The 26,451-nt window shown below is 63.7% G+C and carries 28 protein-coding genes and 1 riboswitch; of the genes, 12 read left to right on the forward strand and 16 right to left on the reverse strand.

The features are described from left to right. Window positions 1-280 precede the first annotated feature (280 nt). From ACIQC5_RS19975 to ACIQC5_RS19990, 4 genes are all read left to right on the forward strand, one after another. On the forward strand, window positions 281-667 hold the full coding sequence (locus ACIQC5_RS19975) for an ArsR/SmtB family transcription factor (RefSeq protein WP_400286414.1): 387 nt from the start codon (window positions 281-283) through the stop codon (window positions 665-667). Continuing rightward, window positions 664-2,619, forward strand: a complete 1,956-nt coding sequence (locus ACIQC5_RS19980; protein ID WP_400286416.1) for a heavy metal translocating P-type ATPase — start codon at window positions 664-666, stop codon at window positions 2,617-2,619. Before ACIQC5_RS19975 ends, ACIQC5_RS19980 begins: the two co-directional genes overlap by 4 nt. Next, on the forward strand, window positions 2,616-3,137 hold the full coding sequence (gene lspA / locus ACIQC5_RS19985; protein ID WP_400286419.1) for a signal peptidase II: 522 nt from the start codon (window positions 2,616-2,618) through the stop codon (window positions 3,135-3,137). The genes ACIQC5_RS19980 and lspA (ACIQC5_RS19985) overlap by 4 nt, the downstream gene beginning before the upstream one ends. Window positions 3,138-3,582: 445 nt before the next feature. Beyond that, complete coding sequence (locus ACIQC5_RS19990) at window positions 3,583-4,026, forward strand: hypothetical protein (RefSeq protein ID WP_400286421.1); 444 nt, start codon at window positions 3,583-3,585, stop codon at window positions 4,024-4,026. A gap of 81 nt (window positions 4,027-4,107) precedes the next feature. On the opposite strand, the gene ACIQC5_RS19995 is transcribed toward ACIQC5_RS19990, so the two are convergent. From ACIQC5_RS19995 to ACIQC5_RS20020, 6 genes are all read right to left on the reverse strand, one after another. Further along, window positions 4,108-4,722: a copper resistance protein CopC gene (locus ACIQC5_RS19995; RefSeq protein ID WP_400286424.1), complete on the reverse strand. Its 615-nt coding sequence runs from the start codon at window positions 4,720-4,722 to the stop codon at window positions 4,108-4,110. 64 nt (window positions 4,723-4,786) lie between these two features. Beyond that, window positions 4,787-5,410 (reverse strand): hypothetical protein, encoded by a 624-nt coding sequence (locus tag ACIQC5_RS20000; RefSeq protein ID WP_400286426.1) that lies wholly within the window; start codon window positions 5,408-5,410, stop codon window positions 4,787-4,789. 99 nt (window positions 5,411-5,509) lie between these two features. Then, a complete protein-coding gene (locus ACIQC5_RS20005) occupies window positions 5,510-6,199 on the reverse strand; it encodes a DsbA family protein (protein WP_400286429.1) in 690 nt (229 codons plus the stop codon). After that, window positions 6,199-7,116 (reverse strand): cation diffusion facilitator family transporter, encoded by a 918-nt coding sequence (locus ACIQC5_RS20010; protein ID WP_400286432.1) that lies wholly within the window; start codon window positions 7,114-7,116, stop codon window positions 6,199-6,201. Before ACIQC5_RS20010 ends, ACIQC5_RS20005 begins: the two co-directional genes overlap by 1 nt. Next, window positions 7,113-7,490, reverse strand: a complete 378-nt coding sequence (locus tag ACIQC5_RS20015; protein WP_400286434.1) for an ArsR/SmtB family transcription factor — start codon at window positions 7,488-7,490, stop codon at window positions 7,113-7,115. The genes ACIQC5_RS20010 and ACIQC5_RS20015 overlap by 4 nt, the downstream gene beginning before the upstream one ends. Before the next feature lie 70 nt (window positions 7,491-7,560). Beyond that, window positions 7,561-9,657 (reverse strand): cytochrome c oxidase assembly protein, encoded by a 2,097-nt coding sequence (locus ACIQC5_RS20020; protein ID WP_400286437.1) that lies wholly within the window; start codon window positions 9,655-9,657, stop codon window positions 7,561-7,563. 212 nt (window positions 9,658-9,869) lie between these two features. On the opposite strand from ACIQC5_RS20020, the gene ACIQC5_RS20025 reads away from it, so the two are divergent. The 5 genes from ACIQC5_RS20025 (at window position 9,870) to ACIQC5_RS20045 (ending at window position 15,190) form a co-directional block, all read left to right on the forward strand. Further along, window positions 9,870-10,295: an ArsR/SmtB family transcription factor gene (locus tag ACIQC5_RS20025; protein WP_400286440.1), complete on the forward strand. Its 426-nt coding sequence runs from the start codon at window positions 9,870-9,872 to the stop codon at window positions 10,293-10,295. 45 nt (window positions 10,296-10,340) lie between these two features. Next, window positions 10,341-11,309, forward strand: coding sequence for a cytochrome c oxidase assembly protein (locus tag ACIQC5_RS20030; RefSeq protein ID WP_400286549.1), 969 nt, complete (start codon window positions 10,341-10,343; stop codon window positions 11,307-11,309). Then, window positions 11,306-12,937, forward strand: a complete 1,632-nt coding sequence (locus tag ACIQC5_RS20035; RefSeq protein WP_400286443.1) for a cytochrome c biogenesis protein ResB — start codon at window positions 11,306-11,308, stop codon at window positions 12,935-12,937. The genes ACIQC5_RS20030 and ACIQC5_RS20035 overlap by 4 nt, the downstream gene beginning before the upstream one ends. Further along, window positions 12,927-13,784, forward strand: coding sequence for an SURF1 family protein (locus tag ACIQC5_RS20040; RefSeq protein WP_400286446.1), 858 nt, complete (start codon window positions 12,927-12,929; stop codon window positions 13,782-13,784). The genes ACIQC5_RS20035 and ACIQC5_RS20040 overlap by 11 nt, the downstream gene beginning before the upstream one ends. 406 nt (window positions 13,785-14,190) lie before the next feature. After that, window positions 14,191-14,364: riboswitch (cyclic di-AMP (ydaO/yuaA leader) on the forward strand. Between the two features lie 181 nt (window positions 14,365-14,545). Beyond that, window positions 14,546-15,190 (forward strand): M23 family metallopeptidase, encoded by a 645-nt coding sequence (locus tag ACIQC5_RS20045; protein WP_400286448.1) that lies wholly within the window; start codon window positions 14,546-14,548, stop codon window positions 15,188-15,190. 60 nt (window positions 15,191-15,250) lie between these two features. Here ACIQC5_RS20045 and ACIQC5_RS20050 read toward each other — a convergent pair whose 3' ends face one another. The 8 genes from ACIQC5_RS20050 to ACIQC5_RS20085 all read right to left on the reverse strand — a co-directional run bounded on the left by ACIQC5_RS20050 (window position 15,251) and on the right by ACIQC5_RS20085 (window position 22,562). Beyond that, complete coding sequence (locus ACIQC5_RS20050; protein ID WP_400286551.1) at window positions 15,251-16,609, reverse strand: TrkH family potassium uptake protein; 1,359 nt, start codon at window positions 16,607-16,609, stop codon at window positions 15,251-15,253. Window positions 16,610-16,823: 214 nt separating this feature from the next. After that, a complete protein-coding gene (locus ACIQC5_RS20055) occupies window positions 16,824-17,480 on the reverse strand; it encodes a vitamin K epoxide reductase family protein (protein ID WP_400286450.1) in 657 nt (218 codons plus the stop codon). 42 nt (window positions 17,481-17,522) lie between these two features. After that, window positions 17,523-18,134, reverse strand: a complete 612-nt coding sequence (locus ACIQC5_RS20060; RefSeq protein ID WP_400286453.1) for a TlpA family protein disulfide reductase — start codon at window positions 18,132-18,134, stop codon at window positions 17,523-17,525. A gap of 45 nt (window positions 18,135-18,179) precedes the next feature. After that, window positions 18,180-18,929 (reverse strand): cytochrome c biogenesis CcdA family protein, encoded by a 750-nt coding sequence (locus tag ACIQC5_RS20065; protein ID WP_400286456.1) that lies wholly within the window; start codon window positions 18,927-18,929, stop codon window positions 18,180-18,182. A 3-nt stretch (window positions 18,930-18,932) separates the two neighbouring features. Next, window positions 18,933-19,427: a signal peptidase II gene (lspA, locus tag ACIQC5_RS20070; RefSeq protein WP_400286458.1), complete on the reverse strand. Its 495-nt coding sequence runs from the start codon at window positions 19,425-19,427 to the stop codon at window positions 18,933-18,935. A gap of 317 nt (window positions 19,428-19,744) precedes the next feature. Then, a complete protein-coding gene (locus ACIQC5_RS20075; RefSeq protein ID WP_400286461.1) occupies window positions 19,745-20,140 on the reverse strand; it encodes an ArsR/SmtB family transcription factor in 396 nt (131 codons plus the stop codon). Between the two features lie 71 nt (window positions 20,141-20,211). Beyond that, the gene (locus ACIQC5_RS20080) at window positions 20,212-21,450 is read right to left on the reverse strand and encodes a ZIP family metal transporter (RefSeq protein ID WP_400286464.1); all 1,239 of its coding nucleotides are present in this window, start codon (window positions 21,448-21,450) and stop codon (window positions 20,212-20,214) included. After that, a complete protein-coding gene (locus ACIQC5_RS20085; RefSeq protein WP_400286467.1) occupies window positions 21,447-22,562 on the reverse strand; it encodes a multicopper oxidase domain-containing protein in 1,116 nt (371 codons plus the stop codon). The genes ACIQC5_RS20080 and ACIQC5_RS20085 overlap by 4 nt, the downstream gene beginning before the upstream one ends. Window positions 22,563-22,645: 83 nt before the next feature. Here ACIQC5_RS20085 and ACIQC5_RS20090 point away from each other — a divergent pair, with 83 nt between their 5' ends. From ACIQC5_RS20090 to ACIQC5_RS20100, 3 genes are all read left to right on the forward strand, one after another. Then, complete coding sequence (locus ACIQC5_RS20090) at window positions 22,646-23,320, forward strand: metal-dependent transcriptional regulator (protein ID WP_400286470.1); 675 nt, start codon at window positions 22,646-22,648, stop codon at window positions 23,318-23,320. A gap of 233 nt (window positions 23,321-23,553) precedes the next feature. Continuing rightward, window positions 23,554-24,171 (forward strand): hypothetical protein, encoded by a 618-nt coding sequence (locus tag ACIQC5_RS20095; protein WP_400286473.1) that lies wholly within the window; start codon window positions 23,554-23,556, stop codon window positions 24,169-24,171. A gap of 190 nt (window positions 24,172-24,361) precedes the next feature. Continuing rightward, window positions 24,362-25,426 carry a hypothetical protein gene (locus tag ACIQC5_RS20100; protein WP_400286476.1) on the forward strand — a complete coding sequence of 355 codons (1,065 nt, stop codon included), beginning with the start codon at window positions 24,362-24,364 and terminating at the stop codon, window positions 25,424-25,426. Between the two features lie 44 nt (window positions 25,427-25,470). On the opposite strand, the gene ACIQC5_RS20105 is transcribed toward ACIQC5_RS20100, so the two are convergent. Beyond that, a complete protein-coding gene (locus ACIQC5_RS20105; RefSeq protein ID WP_400286479.1) occupies window positions 25,471-25,662 on the reverse strand; it encodes a DUF4913 domain-containing protein in 192 nt (63 codons plus the stop codon). 63 nt (window positions 25,663-25,725) lie between these two features. Further along, window positions 25,726-26,451, reverse strand: a 726-nt coding sequence (locus tag ACIQC5_RS20110) for a hypothetical protein (protein ID WP_400286481.1), incomplete at its 5' end; no start/stop codon positions are given.

Consider the following 26,451-nt stretch of genomic DNA (forward strand, 5'->3'; position numbering starts at 1 on the left):
GGATCCACTATCGACCTTGTAGACCAAGAGGTCGAAGCACATCATCAAGTAACCCTTGGCAGGAGTGTAGGGGGCCGGCGTGCACACGGCAAGGCTTCCCGCCTACCAGGGCTGGAGTTCCCCGCTCCGTCAGCCTCACGGGTCCCCGGCTCCAGGCCAACGACAGCCAGCACTTCGCCGCTATTGCATCAGGGCAAAGGCACTTGGACTGGCTTCCGGAGCAAGGCTCGTTCGAACACCCAAGGTCGATGACATCCAAAGTTGACGCTATCATCGTTGTATGACGATTGATGATGCATTCTCGCCTGATCCATGCGCCCCGCTGGACCCCGCGGCGGCCCTGTTCCATTCTCTCAGTGATCCGACCCGCTTGAGCATCGTGAAGCGGATGGCCGGGGGAGAGGTGAGGGTGGGTGACCTGACCGGGGAGCTGGGCCTGGCCCAATCCACGGTCTCTGCCCATGTGGCGTGCTTGCGTGACTGTGGTCTGGTGGAGGGTCGTATGCAGGGCCGCAGCGTCTATTACTCGCTCTCGCGTCCGGAGCTGATGGACATGCTCGCCCAGGCGGAGGTCCTGCTGGCAGCTACCGGCAACGCGGTCAGTCTCTGCCCGAACTATGGCATTGGCAGCACCGGCACAGTGCAGACGACGGAGGTGGCCCGATGAGTGACGCCTGCGGTTGCAGCGACGAAAAGCCCGGGACAGGCGAGACCGAGGAAACCGAGGAGGCCGTAGGATTCTGGCAGGTCCGGGAGGTCCGCGCGGCCGCCGTTTCCGGTGCCCTGCTCCTTGCGGCGTGGATCGCGTCCCTGGCCGGCGCACCGCAGTGGCTGACACTTCCTCTGGAGATCGCCGCACTGCTGGTTGCCGCATGGACGTTCGTTCCGTCCACCCTCCGCCGCCTGCTTAAGGGCAAAATCGGCGTCGGCACTTTGATGACGATTGCCGCGGCCGGTGCGGTCGCGCTGGGCCAGTACGAGGAAGCGGCCATGTTGGCCTTCCTCTATGCCATCTCCGAAGGCCTGGAGGAATACTCGCTGGCGAAAACCCGCCGCGGCCTGCGGGCACTGCTGGACCTGGTACCCGCCGAAGCGACCGTCATACACAACGGCGAAGAGGTCACGGTCGATCCTGCGGCTCTGGTCCTTGGGGACCGAATGGTCGTCCGGCCCGGGGAACGCCTGGCCACCGACGGCAGGATCCTGACCGGGCGCACTTCCGTAGACACTTCAGCGCTGACCGGCGAGTCCGTGCCCGTTGAGGTTGGCCCGGGCAGCGAGGTCTGGGCCGGGTCGATCAACGGTACCGGCCCGCTTGAGGTCGAAGTGACCAGCACCGCCGAGAACAACTCACTCGCCAGGATCGTGCACATCGTCGAAGCCGAGCAGTCCCGCAAGGGCCCGGGCCAGCGACTGGCTGACTCCATCGCCAGCAAACTCGTTCCAGGTATTCTGATCGCCGCTGCCCTGATCATCGGTTTCGGCTTCATCGTCGGGGAACCGCTGCTGTGGTTCGAACGCGCCCTGGTTGTGCTTGTTGCCGCCTCACCCTGCGCCCTGGCCATCTCCGTGCCCGTCACCGTTGTCGCATCCGTCGGAGCGGCCAGCCGCATGGGCGTACTCATCAAGGGCGGCGGAGCATTGGAAACCCTCGGCAAGATCCGCACCATCGCATTGGACAAGACCGGAACCCTGACCCGCAACAAGCCAGCCGTGATCGACGTTGCCACCACCGGAACGTCCACCAAAGAGCAGGTTCTTTCTCTCGCGGCCGGTCTGGAGGCCCGCAGTGAACACCCGCTCGCCCGAGCCATCCTCGCCGCGGCCGTGGACCGGGCACCGGTCACCGATGTCGACGCCGTCCCCGGCGCAGGCCTGACAGGCCTGTTTGAAGGCAGGACGGTGCGTCTCGGCAGGCCGGGCTGGATCGACGCCGAACCCTTGGCCGACGAAGTGCGGCGAATGCAACAGGCCGGCGCAACCGCCGTTCTGATCGAAGACGACGGACAGGTCATCGGCGCCATCGCGGTCCGCGACGAGCTGCGCCCCGAGGCCCGGGAGGTCATCGCCCGCCTCACTGCCTCCGGTTACACCACCGCCATGCTCACCGGTGATAACACGATCACCGCCAACGCCTTGGGCAAGGAAGCAGGCATCACCGAGGTCCACGCCGACCTGCGCCCCGAAGACAAGGCGGACATCATCCGTACCCTCCAAGGCCGTGCCCCGACCGCGATGGTCGGCGACGGTGTCAACGACGCACCCGCGCTGGCGACCGCCGACACCGGCATTGCCATGGGTGCCATGGGCACCGACGTCGCGATCGAGACCGCCGATATCGCCCTGATGGGTGAGGACCTGAACCACCTGCCCCAGGTCCTCGGTCACGCCCGCCGCACCCGGTCCATCATGCTCCAAAACGTCGGGCTGTCCCTGCTGCTGATCACTGTGCTCATCCCGCTGGCGCTGGTCGGTGCGCTCGGTCTGGCCGCGGTGGTCCTGATCCATGAACTGGCCGAAATCGTCGTGATCGCCAACGGCGTCAGGGCGGGACGGATCAGCCGCAGAACCGTGCTCAAGACTGCCCAGCCGGTCCCGGCTTTGGAACCAGCATCATGAGTGTCGAACCCACATCAACAGCCAAGGCCACGCCGGGCCCCGCGAACCGGACCTCGCGGCGGATCCGGGTCCTGCTGGTTGTTGTTGCGGCCGCCCTGGCGGCCGCGGATCTTATCGTCAAGGCCGTGGCCGAGGCCGTTCTCTCTGCGGGTGCAACCAATGACGTCGGGCCGATTAACATCCGGCTGGTCTACAACCGCGGTGTCGCTTTCAGCATGGGCGCGGGCCTGCCAGCCTGGGCCGTCATCGCCGGCACGGGGGTGATCCTGGCCGCCCTGCTCTGGTTCCTGCTCGCCGCAGCGCCCGGCATGTCCCTGCTCTCCCGGACAGGTGCGGCCCTGTTGCTTGGAGGAGCCACCGGAAACTTCATCGACCGGCTGGACGGGCAGGGGGTGGTGGACTACCTGCACAGCGGTTGGTTCCCCACCTTCAACCTCGCCGATGTATTCGTCACCACCGGCGTAGCAGTCATGATCCTCGGGACCGTCCTTTCCCCGAGGCCACGACCGGAGGACTAGGCGCTCTGGCCACTTCCTCCGGGGCTGGGCGATGGTGATCCGGCCGGGCCCGATTCCATATCGTTCGGCAAACGCCAAGACCAACCCATAGGCAGTGCTATCAGTGCGGAGCCGGGTGGCCGGCAATCCCGCGCGTATGAACATATGTTCATAAGCTGTTGCTAGAATCAGTCTCTGATATTCCCACGGCAGTTGTGAGGCTTCTTCGTACCAATGGTCTTGGCCCGAATGTGATAGCGCGCACCAAGAGCCCCGTGGTGGTCGTCTGATGGTGCTGCCGACTGTCGCCTCAGCCGTCATTGATGATGATCCAGGTACTGCGGAACATCAAGGCGGGGCGCCCGGCCTGCCCCTGTCTTGGTGCACGGCTTTCTGTGCACGGCCGGTCCCGCCGCTATTACGAAATGATCCCGCAGTACCCACTCTTCAAGGAGCCCCCGAACCAATGCTTTCAAACCCCGACACAAGCCAATCGGTGAATCCCGCGGATGCCGCCAAGATGCCGCTGGGCGCCCGTCGTCTCGTGCTCATCGGCGGCCTTTGCATTCCGGTGGGGCTGGTTGCTGGCCCATACCTCTTTGGCCTTCAGCTGATTGCTGCGGCCGGTGTCGTGGCTGTCGCCATTGCCCTCTCTTACCGGCGGGGCCAGTCCTGGTTTTCGCGCTGGTCCTGGCTGACAACGGCGGCCGGTGCGCTGTGGGTAATCGCAACCGTGGCCTACTGGCTGAGCATCATGGCTGCTGTGGACGGTTCGTCGTCACCGTCCAGCCTTCCGACGGTGCTGTTCTATCTTGGTATGGCGGCCTTGGCCGTCATGGTTTTCGGCACCATCGCGGGTTGGACCTCACGTTTGCTGTCCGATCGACGCTCCGTTGCCGCGGCACGGTAGCGCATCCGGGCCCGTCGGCTCCGGGCACGCTACCCCGGAGCCGACGGGCGAGGCGGAATGCTCGCTGGTTTGCCGGTTCTGCTACGCTCCCGAGGTCTTGTCTCTGCGCTTGCGTGCAAGGAAGAAGACAGCGGCTGCGACAGCCAGGATCGCGGCCGCGATTCCGACGGCGATGGGTGCGTTGTCATCGTTGGGTTTAATTTGCTCCGGCGCCGTTTGTGCAGCCGGTGCGGCAGCGCTGGAAGCAGTGCTCGCGGCCGGGGTTGGCGTCGCAGATGGCGTAGCAGTGACGGCTTGGGCGGGGTCCTGGACGGTGAAGGCATAGTTGCCTTCGATGGGATGCCCATCGGAGGAAACCGTCCGCCAGAGGACCTTGTACACCCCGTTGCTCCCACCGGCTATGGCCGTGGAGATGGTCGGGCCGTCCACGGTAACCTTGCCGTCACTGAGTGTCTTGCCCGTCTCATCGGTCACGGTGATGACGCTGAGATTGAGCTGCGTGGCATCCATGGGCGGTTCCGAGAGCGTCAGGGAAACGGCACCCGGGGCTGTGGTGACGGTGGCGTCCTTGGCCGGGACCGTGGATTCCAGGGCGTCGTGGGCCATTGCCGGCCCCGCCGCGAAGGCCGGGATGAGGATGGCCGCGGCAAGCGCCAGGCGGATGCGGACGCGCCGCTTGTTGTTGAGGGGATTCATGGTGAATTCTGCGATTCTGCTCGTTGAGAAAGGTTCAATGTGCTCGGTGCGCGCCGGTGGCACCCTAAGCCAATGCCTGGAGTGTCGTGGCGGCGGAAACGTTCCGGGGCGGCCCCCGGGCCGGTGGCCGTGCAAGCCCGTTCCTTCGCAGATGGATGGTCTCCATGGCAGTGACCGGCATGCAGGGATATGCCCGGAGTTCGGTTGGTTTGAGCAGGCCCAACAGGGGCCGCAGCCAGGCGGCCAAGGCCCACAAAGCCGACTCGCCCCGCGCCATCAGAAGAGCGGTGGCGAGGATTGCGACCACATGCATTCCGAGCATTCCGGGGCTGCTGTCCGCGCTGAGATGCTCATGAGGGACAACCCCGACACCGGCGCCCGGGCCGGCTGCCATCCCAGGGTGGTGGGCCAAACCGGGGTTGGGCGTTCCCGCGCCTGCCAAGGCTGAGAACGCCAGGTGCAGTGCAGCCTGGGATGCTCCCAGATATACGGCCAGAAGGGGGGCCGTCATCTTTCTGCCGGCCAGCATGATCGCCGAAAGGCCGACAACGGCTGTCAGCGCTGTCATGACCGGGAAAGCAGGCAGTTCACCTCCGGCCAGCAAGTGTGCCGTTGCGGCCAGGGCCAGGACGGCGGCCGCAACAGCCGCGGCCCGCGGAATGCGGAACGGTGCACGCACAGCACTCATCGCACACCGTTCCTTTCAAGAGAGGGGTTCCTTTTACGTTACGTAGAAGGATGGGGGCGGGCAACGCCCACGGCGAAGTATCTGTCCCGGGACAGCCTGTTATTTGGCGGCGTCCGCGAGCAGTTGACGGAATTGCTCCTTGGTCTCAAGGGTGAGCATTTTCCCGTTCAGGAAGAACGTCGGCGTGCCCTTGACGCCCAGGGCGGTGCCATCTGCGATGTCCTTCTTGATCCGTTCCTTGGTCTTGTCATCGGCCACTGCCGCGTCGTACGCGGTCAGGTCCAGACCGAGTTCTTCAGCGAACGTGCGGAACAGTGGCGCCTGAGATTCGGTCTTCTCGCCCCATTGCGGCTGGGTTTCGAACATTTTGGCATACATTTGTTCGTATTTGCCCTGCTGGGCTGCGGCTTCGACGGCAAGAGCGGCGGTGGCTGAATTACGGTGCGCAGGCAACGGGAAGTAGCGGTTGACGAAGGTGATCCGGTCCCCGAATTCCTTCTTCAGTTCCTCGACCACGGGTTGAGCGGCAAGGCATGCTTCGCATTCGAAGTCCAGGAATTCAACGAGCTGGGCTTTTTCGGTGGCCGGGGAGGTGACGCGGTGGCTGTCTTCGCGGACCAGTTGGGCTTCCGCGACCGGCGTCGGGGCCGCGGGGGCTGGCTTGTTCAGCGTAAAGACCGTGTACCAGATCACGCCAACGGCGACGAGGACGGCCAGCAGGACCCAAATGAAGACCCGGGCCTTCTTCGCGGTGTCCACGGGTGGGGGAGAGGTTTTGGTTTTGCTCATCAGTGGTGGATGCTTTCCTGGTCGCGGTGGGCGGCTGGCTCTATTTGGAAGGTGGAGTGTTCGACGCTGATGTCGAAGTGCTGGGCCACGCAGCCCTGCAGATCTGCCAGGATCGTGGCGGCATGCCCGTCGGTCATGCAGTTGTCCTCCACGGTGACGTGAGCGGAGAGGACCGGCGTTCCGGAGGCCACCAGGGTGGCGTGGAGGTCGTGGACGTCGATGACGTGGGGCAGCGCCAGGATGTGCTCGCGCACCTTGGCCAGGTCCAATCCCTTGGGGGTGGATTCCATGAGCACGTTCACGGTGTCACGGAGCAGTTTAAGTGTGCGCGGGATGATCAGGACGCCGATGAGCAACGACACGAGGGCATCTGCCTGAAGCCAGCCGGTCAGGGCGATAATGATGGCTGCCGCGATGACGGCCACGGACCCGAGGGCGTCGTTGAGCACCTCCAGGAAGGCCGCCTTCATGTTGAAGTTGTGGTTCCGTCCGGAAGCGAGGATCAGGAGGCCGATCGCGTTGCCGGCCAGCCCGATGATGCCGAACCAAAGCATCGTGGACTCCCCAATTTCCGGGGGCTCGAAGAACCGGCGGATGCCTTCAACGATGACGAAGCCGCCGACCGCGAGCAGCAGGGCCGCTTGTCCGGCGGCGGCGATGATTTCGGCACGCTTGTAACCCCAGGTGCGCGTCAGCGTGGCTGGCTTCAACGCCAATGATGCGGCGATGAGCGCAATCAGCAGGCCTGCCGAGTCGGTGAACATGTGGCCGGCATCTGCCAGCAGCGCCAGACTGCCGGTCAATACGGAGCCGATGATCTCTGCAATCATGACCGTGAAGGTGATGGCAAAGACGGTGATGAGTTTGCCGCGGCGGGCCGTTGCCGCGGCGGCGTGGTCGTGCTCGTGACCACTCATGACCGGACGTCCAGCGTGTCGGGAGAGACCAGGAGGCCTGCAGTATCGTCCTGGACGCATTCGGGTTCGGCGCAGCCGCAGATTGTATCGACTGTCAGGATGGTGCCGAGCAGATCCTCCAGTGCGTGCGCCAATTTGGCGTCGGAGAGTTCGTAGCGGACACGCCGTCCGACCGGCTCCGCGGCGACCAGCCCGCAGTCGCGCAGGCATGCCAGGTGGTTGGAGAGGATCTGCCGGCTGACGCCAATGCTGTCGGCCAGATCCGACGGGAACGCCGGGCCGTCTTTGAGCTGCAGCAGGATCGCGGCCCGGGTGGGGTCTGCGAGGGCTTTACCGAACCTGGCCAGGACGTCAATCGTGGAAAGTATGCGCATACCAGTAATGATACAGAAATGTGTGGATTCAGAATATGCTGAACTTGATGAGGGTGCGGGACTGTCCGGTCTAGGCCTGGCCACCGCGGCCCCTTGTGTCGCGTTCCTCAAGGCGGGCGAGCATGGCGTTGTAGGCGTCCAGGTCCGCGTCGTTGGTGCGCGCGGCCGCCCTGTCGCTGCGTCGCATTTCGCGGGCGTCGGAGCGTGACCACATGACGGCCACGCCGATGGCGATCAGCAAGGTCGGGACCTCGCCGATACCCCAGGTGATGGCGCCGGCCATTTGCTGGTCCTCCAACGGCGGTGCACCCCACTCACGGCCCAGTTCGGTGAACCACTCGGGCTGGATCAGGGTGGTCGAGCCCATCAGGGTGACACCAAAGAAGGCGTGGAAGGCCATAGTGGCTAGAAGCAGCAGCAGCCGCAGCGGATAGGGTGCCCGGCGCGGGATGGGGTCGGTACCGATCATTGACAGGACGAACAGGTAACCGGTGATCACGAAATGGACCGTCATGAGTTCGTGCCCGGCGTGCTCCCTGAGGGCAAAGCCGAACGCATCGGAGTAGTAGAACAAGACGATGGAACCGGCGAAATTGGCGGCAACGAAGAGGGGATGCGTCACGATCGCGGCCACCCGCGAATGAACCAGGACCATGATCCACTCGCGTGGTCCGCGGGAACCGTCGGTCCGCGGCTTGAGCGCCCTGAGCGCCAGCGTTACCGGGGCTCCGAGAACGAGAAACACCGGTACGACCATGGTCAACGCCATGTGATCCAGCATGTGTGCACTGAAAAGTATCCGCCCGTACACCGCCGGTCCGCCTGAGGTGAAAAACACCAGCGCCGCCAACCCAACAAGCCATGCCACACTGCGTATCCACGGCCAGCTGTCACCGCGGCGGCGCAGCGTCTGCGCCGCCCGCAGGTACAGGTAGGCGGCGAAGAGGGCGAGGGCGATCCAGAGCCAGTCCGGGCGCCACACCGTGAACCAGCGTTCGGGGGTTAGTTCCGGTGGCAGGAGGTAGCCGGTGAGGACCTCGGCGGGGGTCAGGGCGGGACGGATGTCCTCCCCGGTTGGTGTCGGGGTGCGGCTCAGCGCTGCGGCGAGGCCGCTGACGGCGCCCATGATCAGCAGCTCGACCACGATGAACCGCCACAGCAGCCCGGTGGCCTGCCCGTTCCCGGATTTCGCGCTCAACGCCGGAATCAGTCGCTTCCGGTGCAGGAATCCGATCGCTCCCAAGGCAATGGCGGCCACGGTTTTTGCCATCAGCAGGACGCCATAGGGAGAGGCCAGCCCCGCGGGAAACTCGATGCGGATCGTGGCATTGATGATGCCCGAGGCCACCACGAGGACAAAAGCGAAACCGGCCAGAGTGGAGAACCTCCCGAGGACCGCCGCGGTGTCTTTGCCCAGGGCTGTCCCGGCAACGCCCAAAGCAATGAGACCGCCGAACCACAGGCACACCCCAACCAGGTGCAGGCCCAGGGAGTTGATGGCCTGTTCGTGGTCGCTGCCACCGGCCGCATGGCCGATCAGCATCACCGGCACCAGTCCTGACAAGGCCAGCAACGCGGTGGCACCCAGGCCCGCGCTGGATCGGACACCGAAGGTCAGGGTGGCAACGACCGAGGAAATGATAACGACCCACAGCCAGGCCGCCCCGTTGGGAAGCTCCGTGATATAGGAGGTCAATTGCGCCGCGAATTCGGGGCTGCCCGAGACGGGCACGCCGGCGATGTCGGAGAAGCTGAACACCAATACTGCCAGGGCCGAAAGGGTCCACGTCAGGCTCGCCACCGAGGCCAGCACCATGATCCGGCTGAACGCCGGATGCTCGTCGGCGGCAGCGATTTGCGCCGCCGTCACCCCGTACCCGGCCCGGCCCGCATTCTTGCGGCCCTTCAGGACCGGCGGCACGATGAACGCCGCAAAAACCAGCGCACCGATGGTGGCTGCGGCCGCTATGTTCTGCAGGGTCTGGGCGACACCATAGCCCCACCGGACCAAAGCGCCGGGATCGCGGGTCTCGGCGGGCAGGGTTCCTCTCCCATACGCCGTCGCCACCAGCACGACAACCACGGCGATCACGCCGGCCACGGCGAACCAGCGCAGTTTCGGCGATACTGCCGTGCTGCCGCCGGCAGCGGGGGCTTTCAAAGCCACAATGGTTCCTTAACGCAGGTCCGGACCTGGCTCCTCCAAGGTTTCGGAGCAGGCAGCGCCGGTGCATTCCAGCGCCATTCAAGATTATCTGTAGAGTTGTTCAGACGTTAATCGGTGGATGCCATCCGAGCCACGACGGGCTCTCCCGCGGCCCCACCCGGCACGCCACAAGGCAAATGCGACGCATTAGCAAGTAAAGGTAGTCTTGATGAATGACCGGAACAGCACAGGCACTGCCGACACCGCCCGGCCAGCCGGGCAGCGAATGCGCCATCCGTTTGGTCGACGCCGAGAAGGTAGAAGCGGTCAGGTCCCGGATGCCCGCCGAGTCGGACGTGACGGATCTCGCGGTGATCTTCGGGCTGCTCTCGGACCCGGGACGGGTAAGGATCCTCATCGCCCTGCTCGAAGGGGAGATGTGCGTGTGCGATCTGGCCGCAACCACGGGGTTGAGCGAATCCGGCGTCTCCCATGCGCTGCGGCTGCTGCGCGGCCCCCGCGTGGTGCAGGTCCGTCGCGCCGGCAGGATGGCCTATTACTCACTGGCCGACTCCCACGTGCGCATGCTGCTGGATCTGGGTCTCACACACGTCGGACACGCCGGACAGGACCGGCTGGCAATGGTCAGCAACAACTAGCGCAAGCCCTTGGCGTCACCGTCTCGTCCGGACGGCGGTACTGACATGGGCGACCCAGGAGTCGAGGGCCCGGTCTGGCTTCCCTCGCTGCCGCCGTCGCTGGGTGAGTACCTCGCCCCGAACCTGCAGCCTGTTCCGCTGATCCCGGCCTTGACGCTGCTGGCAGCTCTTTTCTACCTGGCCGGTGCCATCCGCCTCTGGCGGCAGGGCCGGCACTGGTCCCCGGTCCGCACTGCATCCTTTTTGTTCGGTTGCCTGGCGATCATCGTCGTCATGGGAGCCGGCATCGAAGGGTACGGACTGCGGATGTTCTCCATCTTCATGTTCCAGCAACTGACCTTGATGATGGCCGTCCCGCCGCTACTGGTCATCGGATCCCCTGGGACCTTGCTGCTGCGGGCAATCCCGCACGGCCGGGTCGGCCGGCCGGTTCTGAAGTTTGCCCTCTGGGGTCTGCGCTCCCGCTGGGGCCGGCTGGCCATCCACCCGGCCTTCATGGTGCCGCTGTTCCTGCTCAGCTTCTACGGCGTCTACTTCTCCGGGCTCGCGGACCTGCTGCTGCCCACCTGGTACGGGCACGTCGGCCTGGAACTGTTGTTCCTTGCAGCCGGGATCCTGTTCACGGTGCCACTGATTTCCGCGGACCCGCTGCCGACCAGGCAAACACATTTCGGCCGGATGCTGGACATCTTCGCTGAGATGCCCTTGCACGCCTTTTTTGGGGTTGTGATCATGATGGCCACAGCCCCCATGGTCAAGTTCTTCGCCGCACCGCCGGAAAGCTGGAAGGTGGACCCGATGCAGGACCAGGGCCTGGCCGGCGGCCTTGCCTGGTCTTACGGGGAACTGCCAGGGGTGCTGCTGCTGATGTTCATCCTCGTGCGGTGGCAACGGGACGAGGCCCGCGGATGGGTCAAGGCGGACAAGAACGCGGCCGTGGCGGGCGACCCGGATCTGGACGCCTACAACGAATACCTGCGCCAGCTGGCCAACCGTCCGGTGCGCCGCCGATGACCACCGATGGCTCCGCGGCGCCTGCCCGCACCGAAAAGAAAACCCACCCCACCCCGCCGCCGCTGGGAGCCTTTGGCATGCTGCGCTGGGCCTGGACCCAGTTGACCAGCATGCGCACGGCTCTGTTCCTGCTGCTGTTGTTGGCCATCGCCGCGGTGCCGGGATCACTCTTCCCACAACGTCCGGCCAACCCCTCGCTCGTCACTCAGTACATCAAGAACCGCCCCGACTATGGACCACTCCTGGATGCACTGCAGCTTTTCGACGTCTACTCCTCGGCCTGGTTCTCAGCCATCTACATCCTGCTGTTCATCTCCCTGATCGGCTGCGTCGTTCCGAGGGCCCGAGCCCATTACAGAGCCATGCGATCGCACCCCCCGCGTACCCCGAAGCGGCTCTCCCGGCTCCCGGAGTACGGAACCCTGGAGCTGCCTGCGGACGCCGGGGTCCCCGCAGCGGCCGCCATCGCGGATGCGGCCGCTGCGCTGAAGAAGCGCGGCTACCGTGTCCAGGTCAGGGACCAGGAAGAAGCTTTGCCGTCCCTGGGTGCTGAGCGCGGCTTCCTGAAGGAGGCCGGGAACCTGGTGTTCCACACCTCGCTGATCGGCGTGCTGATCTGTTTGGCCATCGGCGGGCTGTTCGGGTTCCGGGGTCAGAAGATCCTGATAGAAGGCGATACCTTCGTCAACACGCTCGTCGGCTACGACAACTTCGCACCGGGAACCAACTTCCAGTCCTCCTGGCTGGAGCCGTTCACGATCACCTTGGACACGTTCGCAGTCCGGTTCGACAGGGAGTCCACCAGACAGTTCGGCCAACCCATCGATTTCACCGCCCAGCTGAGAACCCGGGATGCACCCGACGCAGCCCAGGAACCCCGCACGCTGAAGGTCAATGACCCTGTCTACTTCGGCGAGGTGGGCGTCTTCTTGGTCGGCAACGGCTACGCCCCGGTCATCACTGTGCGGGACGGCAACGGCGACACGGCATTCAGTGGCCCGGTCGTGTCCATCCCGAACGACGGGGTCTACACCTCAACGGTTGTCATCAAGGTCCCGGATGCACGCCCGGCGCAACTGGGTTTCGTGGGATTCTTTCTGCCCTCCGCCATCAAAAATGATGAAGGGGTCGCCTACAGCTTCGACCCGGACCCGCTGAACCCCCAACTGAACCTGAACTCCTACTACGGCGATCTGGGCCTGGACACCGGCGTGCCGCAGAATGTCTACAACCTGGATGTGAAGGGATTGACCCAGCTCAACGGGAGGGAACTTCCGGCCAAGGGCATCACCCTGGCTCCCGGTGGCACGTACACGCTGCCCGAGGGCAAGGGAAGCATCAGCTTCGATGGCCTCAAACGCTACATCGGCGTGGACATCCGCAGCACCCCTGGACAGACCGGCGTCCTGGTCTTCTCGTTGATGGCCGTCGCGGGCCTGCTTGCCTCGCTTTACGTGAATCGCCGCAGGGTCTGGGTTCGTGCCGGAACCCACAACGACGGGCGGACGATGGTCGAATACGGTCTTCTGGCCCGCGGCGAGGATCACCGTCTGTCCGCCGAGGCGACGGCTGTCCGCGCACTGCTGGTAGGGCAGTGGCAGCTCCAGGAGGACTCCCGTGGCGTATAGGTTCCTGCTGTCCTGGCGTTGGGCCGGTTTCCTGATGGCGGCGGCAGTGTTCGCCGCCGCGTGCATTGGACTGGGGAACTGGCAGATGGATCGCCGGAATCAGGCCGTGACCGAGATCCGCAGGGTCCAGGAGAACTACGACAAATCCCCCGTGCCGTTCAATGACGCCCGGCCCTACTTCGCTGTCGCCGACCCTGATGCGAAGTGGACTACCGTATCCGTGACGGGCCGCTACCTAGCGCAGGACCAGAGAATCGTCAGGAACCGGCCCAACAATTCCGCCGCCGGATACGAAGTGCTGGTCCCGTTCCGGTTGAGCTCCGGTGAGACGATCGCGATTAACAGGGGATGGCTGCCGATCGGCAACGACCGGCCCGGATACCCCGACGCCGTGCCCGCCCCGCCAACCGGGGAGGTTACGGCGGTCATCAGGATCAAACCGTCCGAGCCCGATCTTGGCCGTGACGCGCCAGAGGGCCAGCTGGCCAGCATCGACCTGTCCAACTACGGCAAGCAACTGGACTACCCGCTCATGACGGGCAGCTACGGGGTGATGTCCTCGGAGTCCCCACAGCCGGTCATTACCCCCCAGCAGCTCGCCGCACCGGCCGTGAAGGAAGGGTCGAACCTCTCCTACGCCCTGCAGTGGATCACCTTCGGGATCCTGGCATTCGTCGGCTTCGGATACATGGCACGGCAACAGGCCCGGATCGGGCGCGAGGAACGCAACATGCCGGACGACATGGCGGACCCGGCTGAAGCCGTTCAGGAGGCCCGGGCGCCATCCCGGCGTAAACGCTCCGGGTCCGAAGAAGAAGACGCTCTTCTGGACTCCATGGGACTCTGACACCCCGGTCATGGCAGGACGACACTGGCATCGCGGCGATGGGGTCACCGAGTGTGCACGGTTGGGTGTCCGGGTCCATCCGGTAGCGCAGAAAGAAGCGCGTGTTGGCGAGGAAACACCACGATGCTGAAGCTGAGCCCGGCCGCGACATAAGGGATCCGGGGGCGGCACGGCCCCGGGGCCGGAACCATCCGGAGGTGGAGTGCGTTGATGCCATTAGCTGCTTATCTGAAGACACGCCCATATGTTGTAGGGCTGGGCTGAGGAAAGCACCCCCGGGCAGGGAACCAGCGCCCGAGGCCGCGCGCGCCGTGTCACGAAATTGTAACGATCACGCTTTGCGGCTACTATTGGTTCAGGTTTTTCTGTACTAAAACCCTTGATGCCGCACGCTCAGCCCCGCCGGCGGCATCAAACGACTATCACTTTTCACGGCGGGGGTGGAGGACCCAGAATCGGCAGCCAGTCTGCCTTGGGGTGAAGCCGCAATGTCGGTGGTCAGATGGCCGCCGGGGGCGCGGCCGGGCATTTTCCTTGGCCCGAACCCGACAGCTAACTTCGCAGGCGACCGAAAGGATCCCCCTTTGACTTCCTCATCCCCCCATGGCCGGCGCCGAAAACCAACCTCCGGCCCCTTCCCCCGCACGTCCGCCCCGACAACTTCCCGGGCTAAGCCGCAGCACCGGGGTGTGCCAGCTGCCGGGTCGGGCGGGAGTCGGCGCAAACAGGTCACGGCAGCCGCCACGCTGAGCGTCGCCGCGATGTTGACCGCCGCACTCACCGCAGCCCATGCCGGACCGGCCCCCACCGGCACCGGTCCGGCCGTGCAAGCCGCAGCGACAAAAGCTTCCATTGCACCGGTTCAGGCCTCTGCCGGAGCATCCATCAGCTATGAACGGCCGGCTGTCACCACCGAGCAGGCACCGTTGCCCGTGCCGGCCAAGACCCAGGTTGCCGCCGCGGCAGCTCCGAAGGCTGTCGCTGCCGCACCGGCCGCTGCTGCACCCGCTGCTTCCTCCGCCCGGCTCGGCGCACCGCTGGCCAGCATGTCGGTCACTTCGCCGTTCGGTATCCGCTCCAGCCCGATCAGCGGCTCCGGGGAACTGCATACCGGTCTTGACCTCGTGGCAGCGTGCCAGACAGCGGTGTTCTCCGCCGGCGCTGGAAAGGTCGTGGAGGCCGGCTGGTCGGCCTATGGCGGAGGAAACAGGATTGTCGTGGACCACGGCAACGGCTTGAAGAGTACCTATAACCATTTGGCGTCCATCGAAACCTCTGTCGGGGCGACCGTGGCCGCCGGCCAGCGGCTTGCCGCGGCCGGGACCACCGGAGCCTCCACCGGCTGCCACCTGCACTTCGAGGTGCTCCTGAACGGTCAGACCGTGAACCCGCAAGGCTGGATGTGATCACGGAGGCGCCACACCTCACCTCGAAGAGGCGCATCTTGTCGATCGAAGGGCGCGCGGCTAACCGATGATCGGTCGCTCTTCGGGATAGTGGTACAGCTGGCTGCGCTGGCGCAGGGCCAGCGCAGCGGCCAGGGTCACGGTGCCGACACGGCCGGCAAACATCAGCGCCGATAGCACATACACCCCGGATGGCGGCAGTTCGGCACTGAGGTTGGTGCTCAGTCCCACGGTGGCGAAGGCCGAGATGGTTTCGAACAATACCCGGTCCAGGGAGGCCCCGCTGATCTGCAGGAGCAGGAAGGCGGCGACGGACACGAGCGTGGCGCCAGCGACGATCACCGAGATGGCCACCCGCATGGTGCCCTGGGGGATGGTGCGGCCATAGACCTTCACGTCGGCATCGCCGCGGGCTTCGGCCACGATGGCCAGGAACATCACGGCAATGGTGGTCACCTTGATGCCGCCTGCCGTGGACGCCGAGCCCCCGCCCGCGAACATCAGCGCGTCCGTCAGGAGCATCGTGGTGGATTCCATCTGGTTCTGGTCCACCAGGTTGAACCCGCCGGAGCGGGTCATGACGGAGGCGAAGATCGAATGGACGACTTTCTCGCCAGCACCCAAGTTGCCGATGGTCCGCACGTTGTCCCACTCCATCAGCCCCCAGAGGACCGTGCCTGCCGCGAGCAGGATGAAGGAGACCTGGATGGTGAGCTTGGTATGGAGGTTCCACTTCTTCCAGTTCAGCCCGTTCTGCTGGAGCACCATCACCACGGGAAAGCCCAGGCTGCCCAGGAACACACCCAGCATCAGCGGAACCAGGATCCACAGGTCGGTCTCGTACGGGACGATGCCATCGGAGTGCGGCGTGAACCCTGCGTTGTTGAACGCTGAGATGGAATAGAAGACGCCGTGCCACACGGCTTGCCAGAACGGCTCGCCCAGGACCAGGAATCGGGGGATCAGGGCGAGGGCCAGCGCCGCTTCGATCACAACTGATGTCACGATCACGATCCGCAGCAGCGCACCAACCTCACCGAACCTGCCCGCGTTGTTCATGGCTTCCTGGGCGATGAGCTTGCCACGCACTCCCAGCCGCTTGCTGACCATCAGTGCCAACAGGGACGCGAGCGTCAGCGTGCCCAAACCCCCGACGAAGATGCCCACCAGGATGACGATCTGCCCGAAGAAGGACCAGTGAGTGGCGGTGGACACCACAGTCAGGCCGGTGACGCAGACGCTGGAAACGGCCGTGAACATGGCCTGATGGAGGGGTGTTTGCTCACCGGTGGCAGAGGACGCAGGCAGGGATAGCAGGCCGGTAAAGAGCAGAATCACCAACACGAAAGCACTGAAGGCCAACCGGGCCGGGGAAGTGTTGGCGATGTTGTCGATGAGGTCGCGCAGCCCGGTCAGGATTCCCGCTCCCTCACGGTCCGGTTGGCGGTCCTGGGCTTTGGCTGGTTCTGGGCCATGGGCATTCCTCGATTGGCGGGGCGATGAAGGTTTGGGGCGGGGCCCGTTAAGGCGGTTCTGGTGCACGTCAGAGGTTCCCCGCCCTGCACATCGGGCCGCCCGCGGAGCGAGCCATCCTTGCGGCTGCCGGACTTAGGCCGCGCTCCGGGGGCCCTTTCTAGAAACCGGAGGTGCCAATGAACACGTGAAGGAAGGCGAAGAAGATGGTCGCGGTCACGGCCACGTACAGCAAGGCAGTGATGATCCAGCCGGACTCGGCCACGATGCGAGCGGCCCGAGCGGGTATCTTGATGATTCCGTGGCTGAGGTTCCTGGCCGTGACCCAGACGAACAGGGGAATCATTGCGGCCCAGACGATCATGCAGAAGGGGCAGAGGATGTGGATCGAGTACAGGGCCTGGGACCACAGCCACACGACAAAGGCAAAACCAAGGGTGACCCCGGCCTGGAGCCCTGCCCAGTACCAGGGCGCGAAGGTGGCTCCGGAGAGCAGCGCCATGCCGGTGGTGATGATGACAGCGAACGCCACGATCCCGATGAACATGTTGGGAAAGCCGAAGACCGAGCTCTGCCAGGTCTGCATGACCTGCCCGCAGGAAATCCACGGATTGATGTCGCAGACGGTTTGGTAGCCGGGGTCTTTGAGTACTTCGAGTTTCTCCAGTACCAAGGCGCCGGAGGCCAGCCAGCCGATAACCCCGGTGATGAGCAGGAGCCAGCCAAGAGGCTTGTCACGGGTCAAACGGGGGGACTGCGGCTGTGCGGTGGAGGCGGCAGGTTTCGTGGTCCCTGCGGGTGGTGTGGTGCTGGTCATGGGGAGGGATTCCTTGGGGTTGGATTCACGGCGGGGCTTAGTTCAGGATCCGGCCGCGGCGGAGGTGATCAGTGCCTTCAGCGTTCCTTTTTGGGAGACCCCGAGGACTCGGGCACTGACGCGGCCTTCGGTGTCGAGCACGAGGGTGGTGGGGACCGCGCGTGGCGGGACGTACTCGGTCATGGCGAGAAGGATGCCGCCATCGCTGTCATCCAAGCTGGGGTACTGCACGTTGAAGGTCCGTTCGAAGGCTTCTGAGGTGGCGGCGTCGTCGCGGACGTTGACCCCGTAGAACAGCACGCCCTTGTCTTTGAATTCGGTGTGGAGGGCGGCCAGATCCGGCGCCTCGACCCGGCAGGGTGCGCAGGCTGCATACCAGAAGTTGAGGACCACGACCTTGCCGGCCCAGTCCTGGGCAGAGATTTTATCGCCGTTGAAGAGTTGGCCTTCCAGGGAGACCCGAGCACCACGTGACTCGGGTGGGTATTCGTTCACGGACCCGTCCCCGGCGATGTAGTTCTTGTCGTCTCCGGCTTTGGCTTGCTCGGCCAGATCGTCCTGGCTCGCGCAGCCGGCGAGGGCCAAGAGGGCCCCGCCCAGGCCCAGGATGGTGCGGCGGCGGGGTCCCCGGCGCGCTTGTGGTTGACTGCTCATTGCGTTGTCCTTGCTGTTCGTATCAGAATTCCGGGGCGGACGTGCCTAGACGGGCATCAGGAACGTTCCGGCGAGGTTTTGCAGTTGGTAGATCCATTGCACCCACAGGCCGGACACCATCAGGACGCCGAGGATGATGAGCATGACGGCGCCGCCGATGTTCACAGCTCTGATGTGCCTGCGCACCACGCTCAGGACCTTTGAGACCCAGTTCAGGCCAAGGGCCACGAGGACGAAAGGGATGCCCAGGCCAAGACAATAGACAAAAGCCAGCAGGGCCCCGCGCCAGGCGCTTCCGGCGGTGACGCTCAGGCTGAGGACGGCGCTGAGCGTCGGCCCCATGCAGGGTGTCCAGCCCAGGCCGAAGACGATTCCGAGCAGCGGGGCACCGGTAAGCCCGTTGCGGCCGGGGAGCTGGAATTTCCGGGTTTGTTGGAGCCAGGAAAACCGTCCGAGCAGCACCAGCCCCATGAGGATGACCACGATCCCCAGCCCCCTCATGAGGGGGTCCTGCCAACGGATCAGCCATGACCCGATGGCTCCGAAAGCCGCCCCGTACAGGGTGAATACGGCACCGAAGCCTAAAATAAACAGTGCAACGCCGGCCAGGACGCGGCGCCTGTTCCGCGGTTGGGTCGGGTCCGTCAGCCCGGAAACGAAGCCCAGGTAGCCGGGAACCAACGGAAGAATGCAGGGCGAGAGGAAGGACACCAAGCCTGCCACGGCCGCCAAGGGCAGTGCCAGGACCAGCGCGCCGGAGGTCACCGTCGAAGCAAAGTACTCACCTATGTCCACCGGTCAGGAACCTTCTTCCGAAGCCCGGGCAGGGGCGCGCATGGATCCGAGCACCAGCAGGCCGACTCCACCAGTGACGAAGATGTCGGCAAGGTTGAAGGTCGGGAACCATCCGGTGTGCAGGTAGTCAACGACCCCTGCCCCGTCCATCCGGTCCACCAGGTTGCCGACGGCACCGCCGAGCAGGAGGACCGCTCCGGCCCGGGACATACGGCTGAACCCGGGAGTCGCCCGGTACAGGTAAACAGCCAGCGCAGTCACGATCACGGCCGTCGCGGCCACGACAATCCATGGGGACAAGGCTGCACCGAGGCCGAACGCGACACCGGTGTTATAGGCGAGCCGGAGATTCATAACCCCGTAGTCCAGGACTCGGCCATCGGCCATGGTGATCACAACGATGGACTTGACCAACAAGTCGCCCAACGCCAGAGAAGCGACCGCCAGTGCCATCGCGGCACGCGTCGGGAGCAGCACCTTGGTTTCCTGGGCTCTCATGCCTCCTGACCTGTCCCGCGCACAGCTGCCAGCAAAGACCCAAAAGCCGGCAGTCCTGCCATTTTCCCAGCGGAAGGGTATACGCGGCAGCTCACAGCGGGAACTGCGACCGCCGGAAACAAGTCATCTCCGGCGGCAAGGAACGATGGGGAGCCCTGAAAGCCCAGTTCCTGCGCATCGCGTTCGGAGGTGACGACACGGACACGTAGACGTTTCACTGGTAGCCCCGCAGCTTCCAGGACGCGTCGAAACAGAGTCAGCGCCGGGACAGTGTTCGGGCAGCCCTCAATGACGCGTAGTTCATAGTCGGTCATGACCTAGCCGTTCCTCCAGTGCGAAGCCACGGCCGGCCGGCCAGGGTCGGTTTCGAGCGTGCCGGAAAGGGGCGGGCCGGGCACTCCTCCGCCTGGAGCGCAGCAGGTAGGGTCCACAGCCAAGACGACGCCCAGAAGGTCAGTAATGGCATGGCCCAGCCTGGCATCGGCAAGCTCGTAGCGCATCCGACGTCCGTCCGGGACTGCTACCACCAGGCCGCAACCGCGAAGGCAGGTCAGGTGGTTGGACATGCTCTGCCGCGATACAGACAGCGAGTCGGCGAGGTCTGACGGGTAGCCCGGGGCTTCGGAGAGTGCCAGGAGGATCCTGGCCCTGGTGGGATCCGATACCGCGTAGCCAAACCGCGCGAGCACCGGGGCATGCGTGAGGGTTTCCATGCTTCATGATTACATTCGTCGATGTATCCACGCAACTATGTACTTTTGCTCGAGAAGCCTAGCGGTTGCCGTTAGGCCTGGACGAGCAGCCCCGTGGTGAACATGATGCCGAGGCCGAGTATGATGCCGGCGCTGGCCAGCGGAGTGAGTACCTTGCCTGTGTGGTCCTTCATCATTGGCAGGATCTTGAGGGCGACTTGGGCGACGGCGCCTGCTCCAAGCCCCAGGAGGAAGGCCGAGAGGGCGGGCTGGTTGACGGTGGCTCCGATGAGGGCGCCGGCTATGGCGGGTGCTCCGGCGACCAGGCCCAGAACCGCGAGGCGGCCCAGGCGTGCGGGTTCCTTGGCCAGCGGTGTGACGATGGCGAGGCCTTCGGTGGTGTTGTGGATGGCGAAGCCGACAATCAGCGTGGCTCCGAGTGCCAGGGATCCTACGGCATACGCGGAGCCGATGGCCAATCCTTCGCCGAGGTTGTGCAGACCGATGCCGATGGCGATGAGCAGGGCCAGCCGATGTGGTGGCAGGGCGGTCGGTTGTCCGGTGCTGCTGAGGTCCTGGTGTCGGCGCATCCAGGCGTCGGTGCCTTCAAGGACCAGATATGCGACGAGGGCGCCGAGGAACACCACGAGGGGTCCGCCGAAGGCGCCGCTTGTGGCGACGAGTTCCATGCCTTCAAGGGTGGCGTCGATGGCCAGGAATGCGAGGAGCCCTACCGTGATACCGAGCAGGAGCTTGATCCAGGAGGCTGATGAGCGGCGGATAAACGGCATCCACAGCATGCCCAGGGCAACGGGAATGACGCCGACGTAAACACCAAGCAGGGTCATCAGTCCGAAGAACGACGTGCCGCGTTCAGGGCTGAGGGCTGCTGCGTCGACGGTGATGGGGATTTTGCCGCCGATGGACGTAACGAGAGCTATCTCGTAAGGGTCCCCATCCACCCAGTGGTAGCTGATGTTCAGCGTCGTGGTTTCGAGCGGGGCCATGGTTTCGCGGGTCTGGGTGAAGGCCGCGTAATAGTCCGAGACGTTCACTTGGGCGATGGTGACCGGGTCCGGGCCTTCGTTGCGGGCTGTGATCTGGATCTGGCCGGGCAGGAAACGGACGTCTTCGACGGCGATCTCTTCCTTGGGCGGGATGCCTTCTGACAGCTTCGCCAAACCTGGTCCGTTCAGGACGGCGAACACGGCCATCAGGACGGCGATCAGGACCAACGGTCCGAGTCCGAGCAACCAGGCGGGTGCCGACGGGCGTCTGCCCCCGGCCAGGGTGGGTGGCGTTGTCGTCGGGGTCTTTTCTTCAATGCTCATGCCGGGGTCACCTCGAAGAAGCCCATCCAGCCGAGTTCGGCGAACTCGGTCTTGTGGGCGTGGAACATGAATTTGCCGGGGTAGGGGAACCGCATTTCCACGATGCCGCGTTGGCCCTGCACCTGGGAAATGGTGTCGGTGAATTCGCTCGGGGTGAGCATTGTCCCGGTGGGGTAGTAGTGGAAGAAGTTGCCGTGCACGTGGAAGGAATTGATGGGGTCGTATTCAAGAACGTTGATCAGGTGGATTCGCACCAGCGCGTTTTGCTTGACCTGCACGGGGTAGTCCATGAAATGGAAGGGCAGACCGTTGACGGAGTAGAACTCGTTGTCGTCCCCCCCATCGGTGTTGTAGCCGTTCATGACCATGACCATCTCGTCATCGGCCGCCGGCCGGCCCTCTTTGGGTTCGATGATGAATCCGCCGTAGAGCCCTTTGGCGATGTGTGGTGCCAGCGGTGACTGGTGGCAGTGGTAGAGGTGGGTTCCGAACGGTGTGGCGTCGAATTCGTAGGTAAAAGACTGGCCGGGCGCGATGGAGCCGGCGCCGATGCCGGGCGTGCCGTCCATTTCTGCGCGGTGGACGCCGTGGAAGTGCATGGTGTGCGGGTGCGCGCCGGCGTTGGTGAAGTGGATGCGCAGCAGGTCTCCTTCCCGCGCCCAGAGCGTGGGTCCGGGGATCCGTCCGTTGTAGCTCCATCCCGGAAAGGTCACTCCGGGGGCAATTTCGAAGTCCTTGTCAACGGCTACGATGTCCCACTCCCGCAGCGTCCGCCCGTCCGGCAGCGTGCTGGTCTTTCCCCTGTCGAAGTCCCGCAGGATCGCCGTGGGGTCGATCCCGGCCCGGTCGACCGGGACGGATCCGCCAGCGAAGCCAGCGTGTCCGGCATGGCTCATGGAGCTGGCGTCAGCTGAGGGCGTCGTGGTCGCGGCAGGACTGCCGGTGGATGCTCGTGGGGGCGTGTCCTGGGCAGGTGTGCCGTGACCGGAGTGCGGTCCCGTGCCGTTGGCCTGCGCCTCAACTGGCGCTAGTACCGGCACTGCGGCGAGGGCTGCGGCGCCGTAGATCATCGCCCGCCGGCTAAGCAGCTTCTCGAGACTAAATTTCGGCACGCCGACTCCTTGGAATTCAACATTGAAAACAAAATTGTTCGTTAAGCCTAACATTTCTGAGGCGGGCAAAGTAGTATGAAGCAATGCTCGTAACCGATCTGTCCACCTCAGCCCAGGACTATTTGAAACTGATCTGGACCGCCACGGAATGGTCCGCAACACCCATTACCGTCAGCTCCATAGCCGGGCGTCTGGGGGTTCGGCCCCCCACGGTTTCGGACGGAATCAAGAAACTGGCCGCGCAGAACCTGGTCACCCACGCACCGTACGGCAGCATCGAACTAACCGCTGAGGGTCGTAAACACGCCGTCTCCATGGTCCGGCGGCATCGTCTCCTGGAGACCTTCCTCGTGCAATCTCTCGGCTACGGGTGGGACGAGGTCCACGAGGAGGCCGAAATCCTGGAACATGCCGTATCGGACAAGCTCATCGAGCGCATTGACCAACGCCTGGGCCATCCCACCCGTGATCCGCACGGCGACCCGATACCCTCTCCTGAGGGGCAGCAGTGCCAGCCAGTCGGAACCCAACTCTCAGCCGCGGCGGCAGGCAGCACCGTTACGGTGACTCGTATTTCCGATGCTGACCCTGAACTGCTGCGCTACTTCACCGAACTGGGCCTTACGCCGGATACACAGTTGTCCATTCAGGAGCATCGACGATTCGCGGACCTCACTACGATCCGACTCAGCGGCAAGGAACAGAACATCGACCTCGGGGCCGCGGCATCGGAAGCGATCTGGGTTGTTGCTGTCTAGGCTCAACCGGAATATCCGGGCAGCGGAGACCGTAAGCCACCCAGACTCAACCTAAGCGAAGATTCGCGGCTCCAAAGGCGAATTGATCAGCGGAATCGTCGGATTTGTTATGAGCCGGGAGTTCTTGCAGCTTCCTCTACTCCCGTTAGTTTGAAGCCGATAACCGTGATTATGACAAGTAAAGTTGCCTATGTTGAATACCTTGGCAACCATGGTTGCTATCAGGCATACTGATGACTGTAGCAACCGGAGGCCGATGGAGGGAAGCAACGATGGGCTGGTTCACCGAGGGCAGCGGACACGAGGGCTATGTTGTCTGCGTGTTCGCCGACGGCATGTTCGGGGCCGGCGGCAAGCACATGGAAATCAGCCTGATGTCACCGGATGGCAAGGTTATTGGGGAAAACGACGACCCGGACAGCCAGGCCTGGCGGCCGCCATCCCAGGTGGTCGGTTGGAGAGTTGCCTGCAGCTGCGAACCGTTCAAGAAGCACGTCGTTCTGGACCCGCTGTGGACCCGCGTCTGGGACCCCGTCGAGGAAGACCTCACCCGCTATCTCATCTATGCTGGGGCCCCCTCCAGCGATGACCCCAGCTACGTCAGCGACCGCGACGACCTTGAACCGCTTTTCCTGGCTCAATGGCATTCCCACATCGCCCCGGACCTCCATCTCCACACCATCCAGACCCTGGGTGAGCAAATAAAGACGGTCGAAGCCCAGCTTGATGAGGCCGTGGCCGCCGCGAGGGCTGAAGGCCTTTCTTGGGACAAAATCGGCAGAGCATACGGAGTCACCCGGCAAGGAGCCCGGAAGCGCTGGGACGCTCAGGAACCTGACCGCGAGCAGTGACGGGGCGGACGGCATTTCATGTGGACCACCGCCTGCATTCGATAGGCGTTCCCACCTGGGATGAGTATCAAGGGAGACAGCCTACCGAGGGTCGGTGGCCCCGTTGTTGGAGTCTGAACGGGAGGCCTTGGGTGCGCGTCGGGTCTCTGTTGATAAGGTCACTCAAAACTTCAAAGGCTAGGAGTAAGGCATGGAGACGGAAGCGGGATTTCTAGGAACAGAAAGCTCCGATTGGAGTTACTCGGAGGACGCTTGCTTTCTGTGTTTGAGTGCGTTGAATGACTCGAACCGCACCAAAGAACATGTCTTTCCGAAGTGGCTGCTTAAGAGACATGGCCTGATCAACGAGACCGTGACACTCCAGAACGGCACGTACATTCCGTATCGTCAGTTGACGATCCCGAGCTGCCTTGAGTGTAACGGAACCCATCTTTCGCAGATGGAAAGCACGGTAAGGGCGGCATTTGAACTCGGCTTCGATGGAGTTAAAGCCATGGACCGCCGCGTGCTCTTCCTTTGGCTGGCCAAGATCTTCTATGGCTTGTTGGTTAAGGAACGATCGAGTCTCTTGGACCGAAAGGACGCCGACGGACCCACAATCGTCCGTGATGAAGATCTGGGTCGCTTCGCCATGCATCACTTCCTGATGCAGAACGTCCGTGGGACTGCTGCGTGGGTCGGAAGTGCAGGGGAAAACCCATGGTCCATCTTCGTTCTGAAGTGCCAAGTCTCCGAGGCGGAACCGCATCTGAACTTCGATTACGTTGATTCCAATGAGATCCCCTTTCTCGCCATAAGGTCCGGGGATATCGCCGTGATCGCCAGTCTCCAGGATTGGGGACATTTAGAAACCGACCTCGAGGTACAGCATCTTGTCGCAGCACAACAGCTTGAACTTCATCCCCTGCAGTTCAAAGAGGCAGCTGTTGTTGCTGGCTACCTCTCCATGGCCTTTTTCCATACCAGACGCTTCGTACTCGTCCAGGGGGAAAAACAGACAACTGCGATATTGATGCCAAACGGCTCAACCTCGCCAAATTTTGACCCGGAATTGGTTGGGTTGGCGCCTTCTTTGGCTCATCACTTCGGAGTGGACGTGGACCAGGTAACGGACGGCCGGCGCGTAATATCAACGCTTTCCTCTGCGGACGGTTCACCTTTTCAAATGCACTGGGACGGAAGCAGTAACTATCCGAAACCGACCATCCACCCGGTGGGCCTGGAGGCTGCACCCCCTGAACGGCCCATCAGCTGAGCAGGAAGTTCATGTGGTGGTCTGCGTGGTCGCGCCACCAGAGCTCATGCCGGTGGCGCCATCCAGGCGGAGGTGTCCGAGGTGCTCCAAAGCGCTTCGAGGCGGCTGATTGCTTCGGCGCGTTTCCACCATTGGGGGCCCCAGTCTTCCGAAGCCACCGACACCAGCGTCTTACCTGCGATTTGTGCGTATGTGGGCAACTGCAGAGCCAGACGGACGGCTACGGAAGTCAGCACAAGAGCGAACAAAAATGAAGTCGGAATCCTGATCTTGGCAGCCGAAAGGGTGCATCGAGCCCCTTACCAGCGGCCGGAGCGTTTGCGCCCGCGCCCGTTGGCGAGGAGACCAGGTTTTCCTCCCTTGCTGCTTTTTGCCCCGGGCTTTGGCTTGGCCTCGAGGCCGTACAGCCGGTCGTAGGCCTTGCCCGTAGCTTTCCAAGAGACCGCTACGTTCGGTGTTCCAACAGCGGAGAGAACAGCACCGAGGAAAGGGTTACTGAGAAAAATCATCAACAGTATCGCAAAGAGACTGGTTACCGCCACGATCTGAAGTCCTGTTCGAACAGCCGAATCGTGCCCAAAAGGCATCGTGAGGTTGAGAAATTCTGCCGTCTCATCGAGTAAATCTTCAGGCGCCCCCAGGCGTTCAAAAATTTCATCTATTTCTAAGGCAAGCGCTGGGTCAACAGCAAGGTCTTCTCGCAGGGAAGCCACGAAACCCTCCGTGCCATCCTTCTCAAATTCGTCTAGCCATGACCTGCTGAGGCCGGAGAATTTTCCTGTCACGTTCATGTCCAGCAGCGGGCTCTTGTAGTTGACGATCCCGCTCATCGTCAGGCTGCTGGCCAGCTGCTTGCCGATGCCTTCCATCGGATCCCGAAGACCCTTCGACAGCTGCCCGCTGAAACCAGCCAGGGCGCTGGGTACCTTCATGTCCAGCAGCGGGCTCTTGTAGTTGACGATCCCGCTCATCGTCAGGCTGCTGGCCAGCTGCTTGCCGATGCCTTCCATCGGATCCCGAAGACC

This window comes from Paenarthrobacter sp. NPDC092416 (genome assembly GCF_044755025.1).
Classification (GTDB): Bacteria; Actinomycetota; Actinomycetes; order Actinomycetales; family Micrococcaceae; genus Arthrobacter.

Coding starts and splice junctions, on each gene's coding strand:
- ACIQC5_RS20015 (WP_400286434.1), bottom strand. CDS start 7,490: ATGCGCATACTTTCCACGATTGACGTCCTGGCCAGGTTCGGTAAAGCC.
- ACIQC5_RS20060 (WP_400286453.1), bottom strand. CDS start 18,134: ATGAGCAGTCAACCACAAGCGCGCCGGGGACCCCGCCGCCGCACCATC.
- lspA (WP_400286458.1), bottom strand. CDS start 19,427: ATGAGAGCCCAGGAAACCAAGGTGCTGCTCCCGACGCGTGCCGCGATG.
- ACIQC5_RS20000 (WP_400286426.1), bottom strand. CDS start 5,410: ATGAGTGCTGTGCGTGCACCGTTCCGCATTCCGCGGGCCGCGGCTGTT.
- ACIQC5_RS20080 (WP_400286464.1), bottom strand. CDS start 21,450: ATGAGCATTGAAGAAAAGACCCCGACGACAACGCCACCCACCCTGGCC.
- ACIQC5_RS20010 (WP_400286432.1), bottom strand. CDS start 7,116: ATGAGTGGTCACGAGCACGACCACGCCGCCGCGGCAACGGCCCGCCGC.
- ACIQC5_RS19975 (WP_400286414.1), top strand. CDS start 281: ATGACGATTGATGATGCATTCTCGCCTGATCCATGCGCCCCGCTGGAC.
- ACIQC5_RS20025 (WP_400286440.1), top strand. CDS start 9,870: ATGACCGGAACAGCACAGGCACTGCCGACACCGCCCGGCCAGCCGGGC.
- ACIQC5_RS20045 (WP_400286448.1), top strand. CDS start 14,546: ATGTTGACCGCCGCACTCACCGCAGCCCATGCCGGACCGGCCCCCACC.
- ACIQC5_RS20030 (WP_400286549.1), top strand. CDS start 10,341: ATGGGCGACCCAGGAGTCGAGGGCCCGGTCTGGCTTCCCTCGCTGCCG.
- ACIQC5_RS20095 (WP_400286473.1), top strand. CDS start 23,554: ATGACTGTAGCAACCGGAGGCCGATGGAGGGAAGCAACGATGGGCTGG.
- ACIQC5_RS20005 (WP_400286429.1), bottom strand. CDS start 6,199: ATGAGCAAAACCAAAACCTCTCCCCCACCCGTGGACACCGCGAAGAAG.
- ACIQC5_RS19990 (WP_400286421.1), top strand. CDS start 3,583: ATGCTTTCAAACCCCGACACAAGCCAATCGGTGAATCCCGCGGATGCC.
- ACIQC5_RS20035 (WP_400286443.1), top strand. CDS start 11,306: ATGACCACCGATGGCTCCGCGGCGCCTGCCCGCACCGAAAAGAAAACC.
- ACIQC5_RS20055 (WP_400286450.1), bottom strand. CDS start 17,480: ATGACCAGCACCACACCACCCGCAGGGACCACGAAACCTGCCGCCTCC.
- ACIQC5_RS19995 (WP_400286424.1), bottom strand. CDS start 4,722: ATGAATCCCCTCAACAACAAGCGGCGCGTCCGCATCCGCCTGGCGCTT.
- lspA (WP_400286419.1), top strand. CDS start 2,616: ATGAGTGTCGAACCCACATCAACAGCCAAGGCCACGCCGGGCCCCGCG.
- ACIQC5_RS20075 (WP_400286461.1), bottom strand. CDS start 20,140: ATGGAAACCCTCACGCATGCCCCGGTGCTCGCGCGGTTTGGCTACGCG.
- ACIQC5_RS19980 (WP_400286416.1), top strand. CDS start 664: ATGAGTGACGCCTGCGGTTGCAGCGACGAAAAGCCCGGGACAGGCGAG.
- ACIQC5_RS20100 (WP_400286476.1), top strand. CDS start 24,362: ATGGAGACGGAAGCGGGATTTCTAGGAACAGAAAGCTCCGATTGGAGT.
- ACIQC5_RS20090 (WP_400286470.1), top strand. CDS start 22,646: ATGCTCGTAACCGATCTGTCCACCTCAGCCCAGGACTATTTGAAACTG.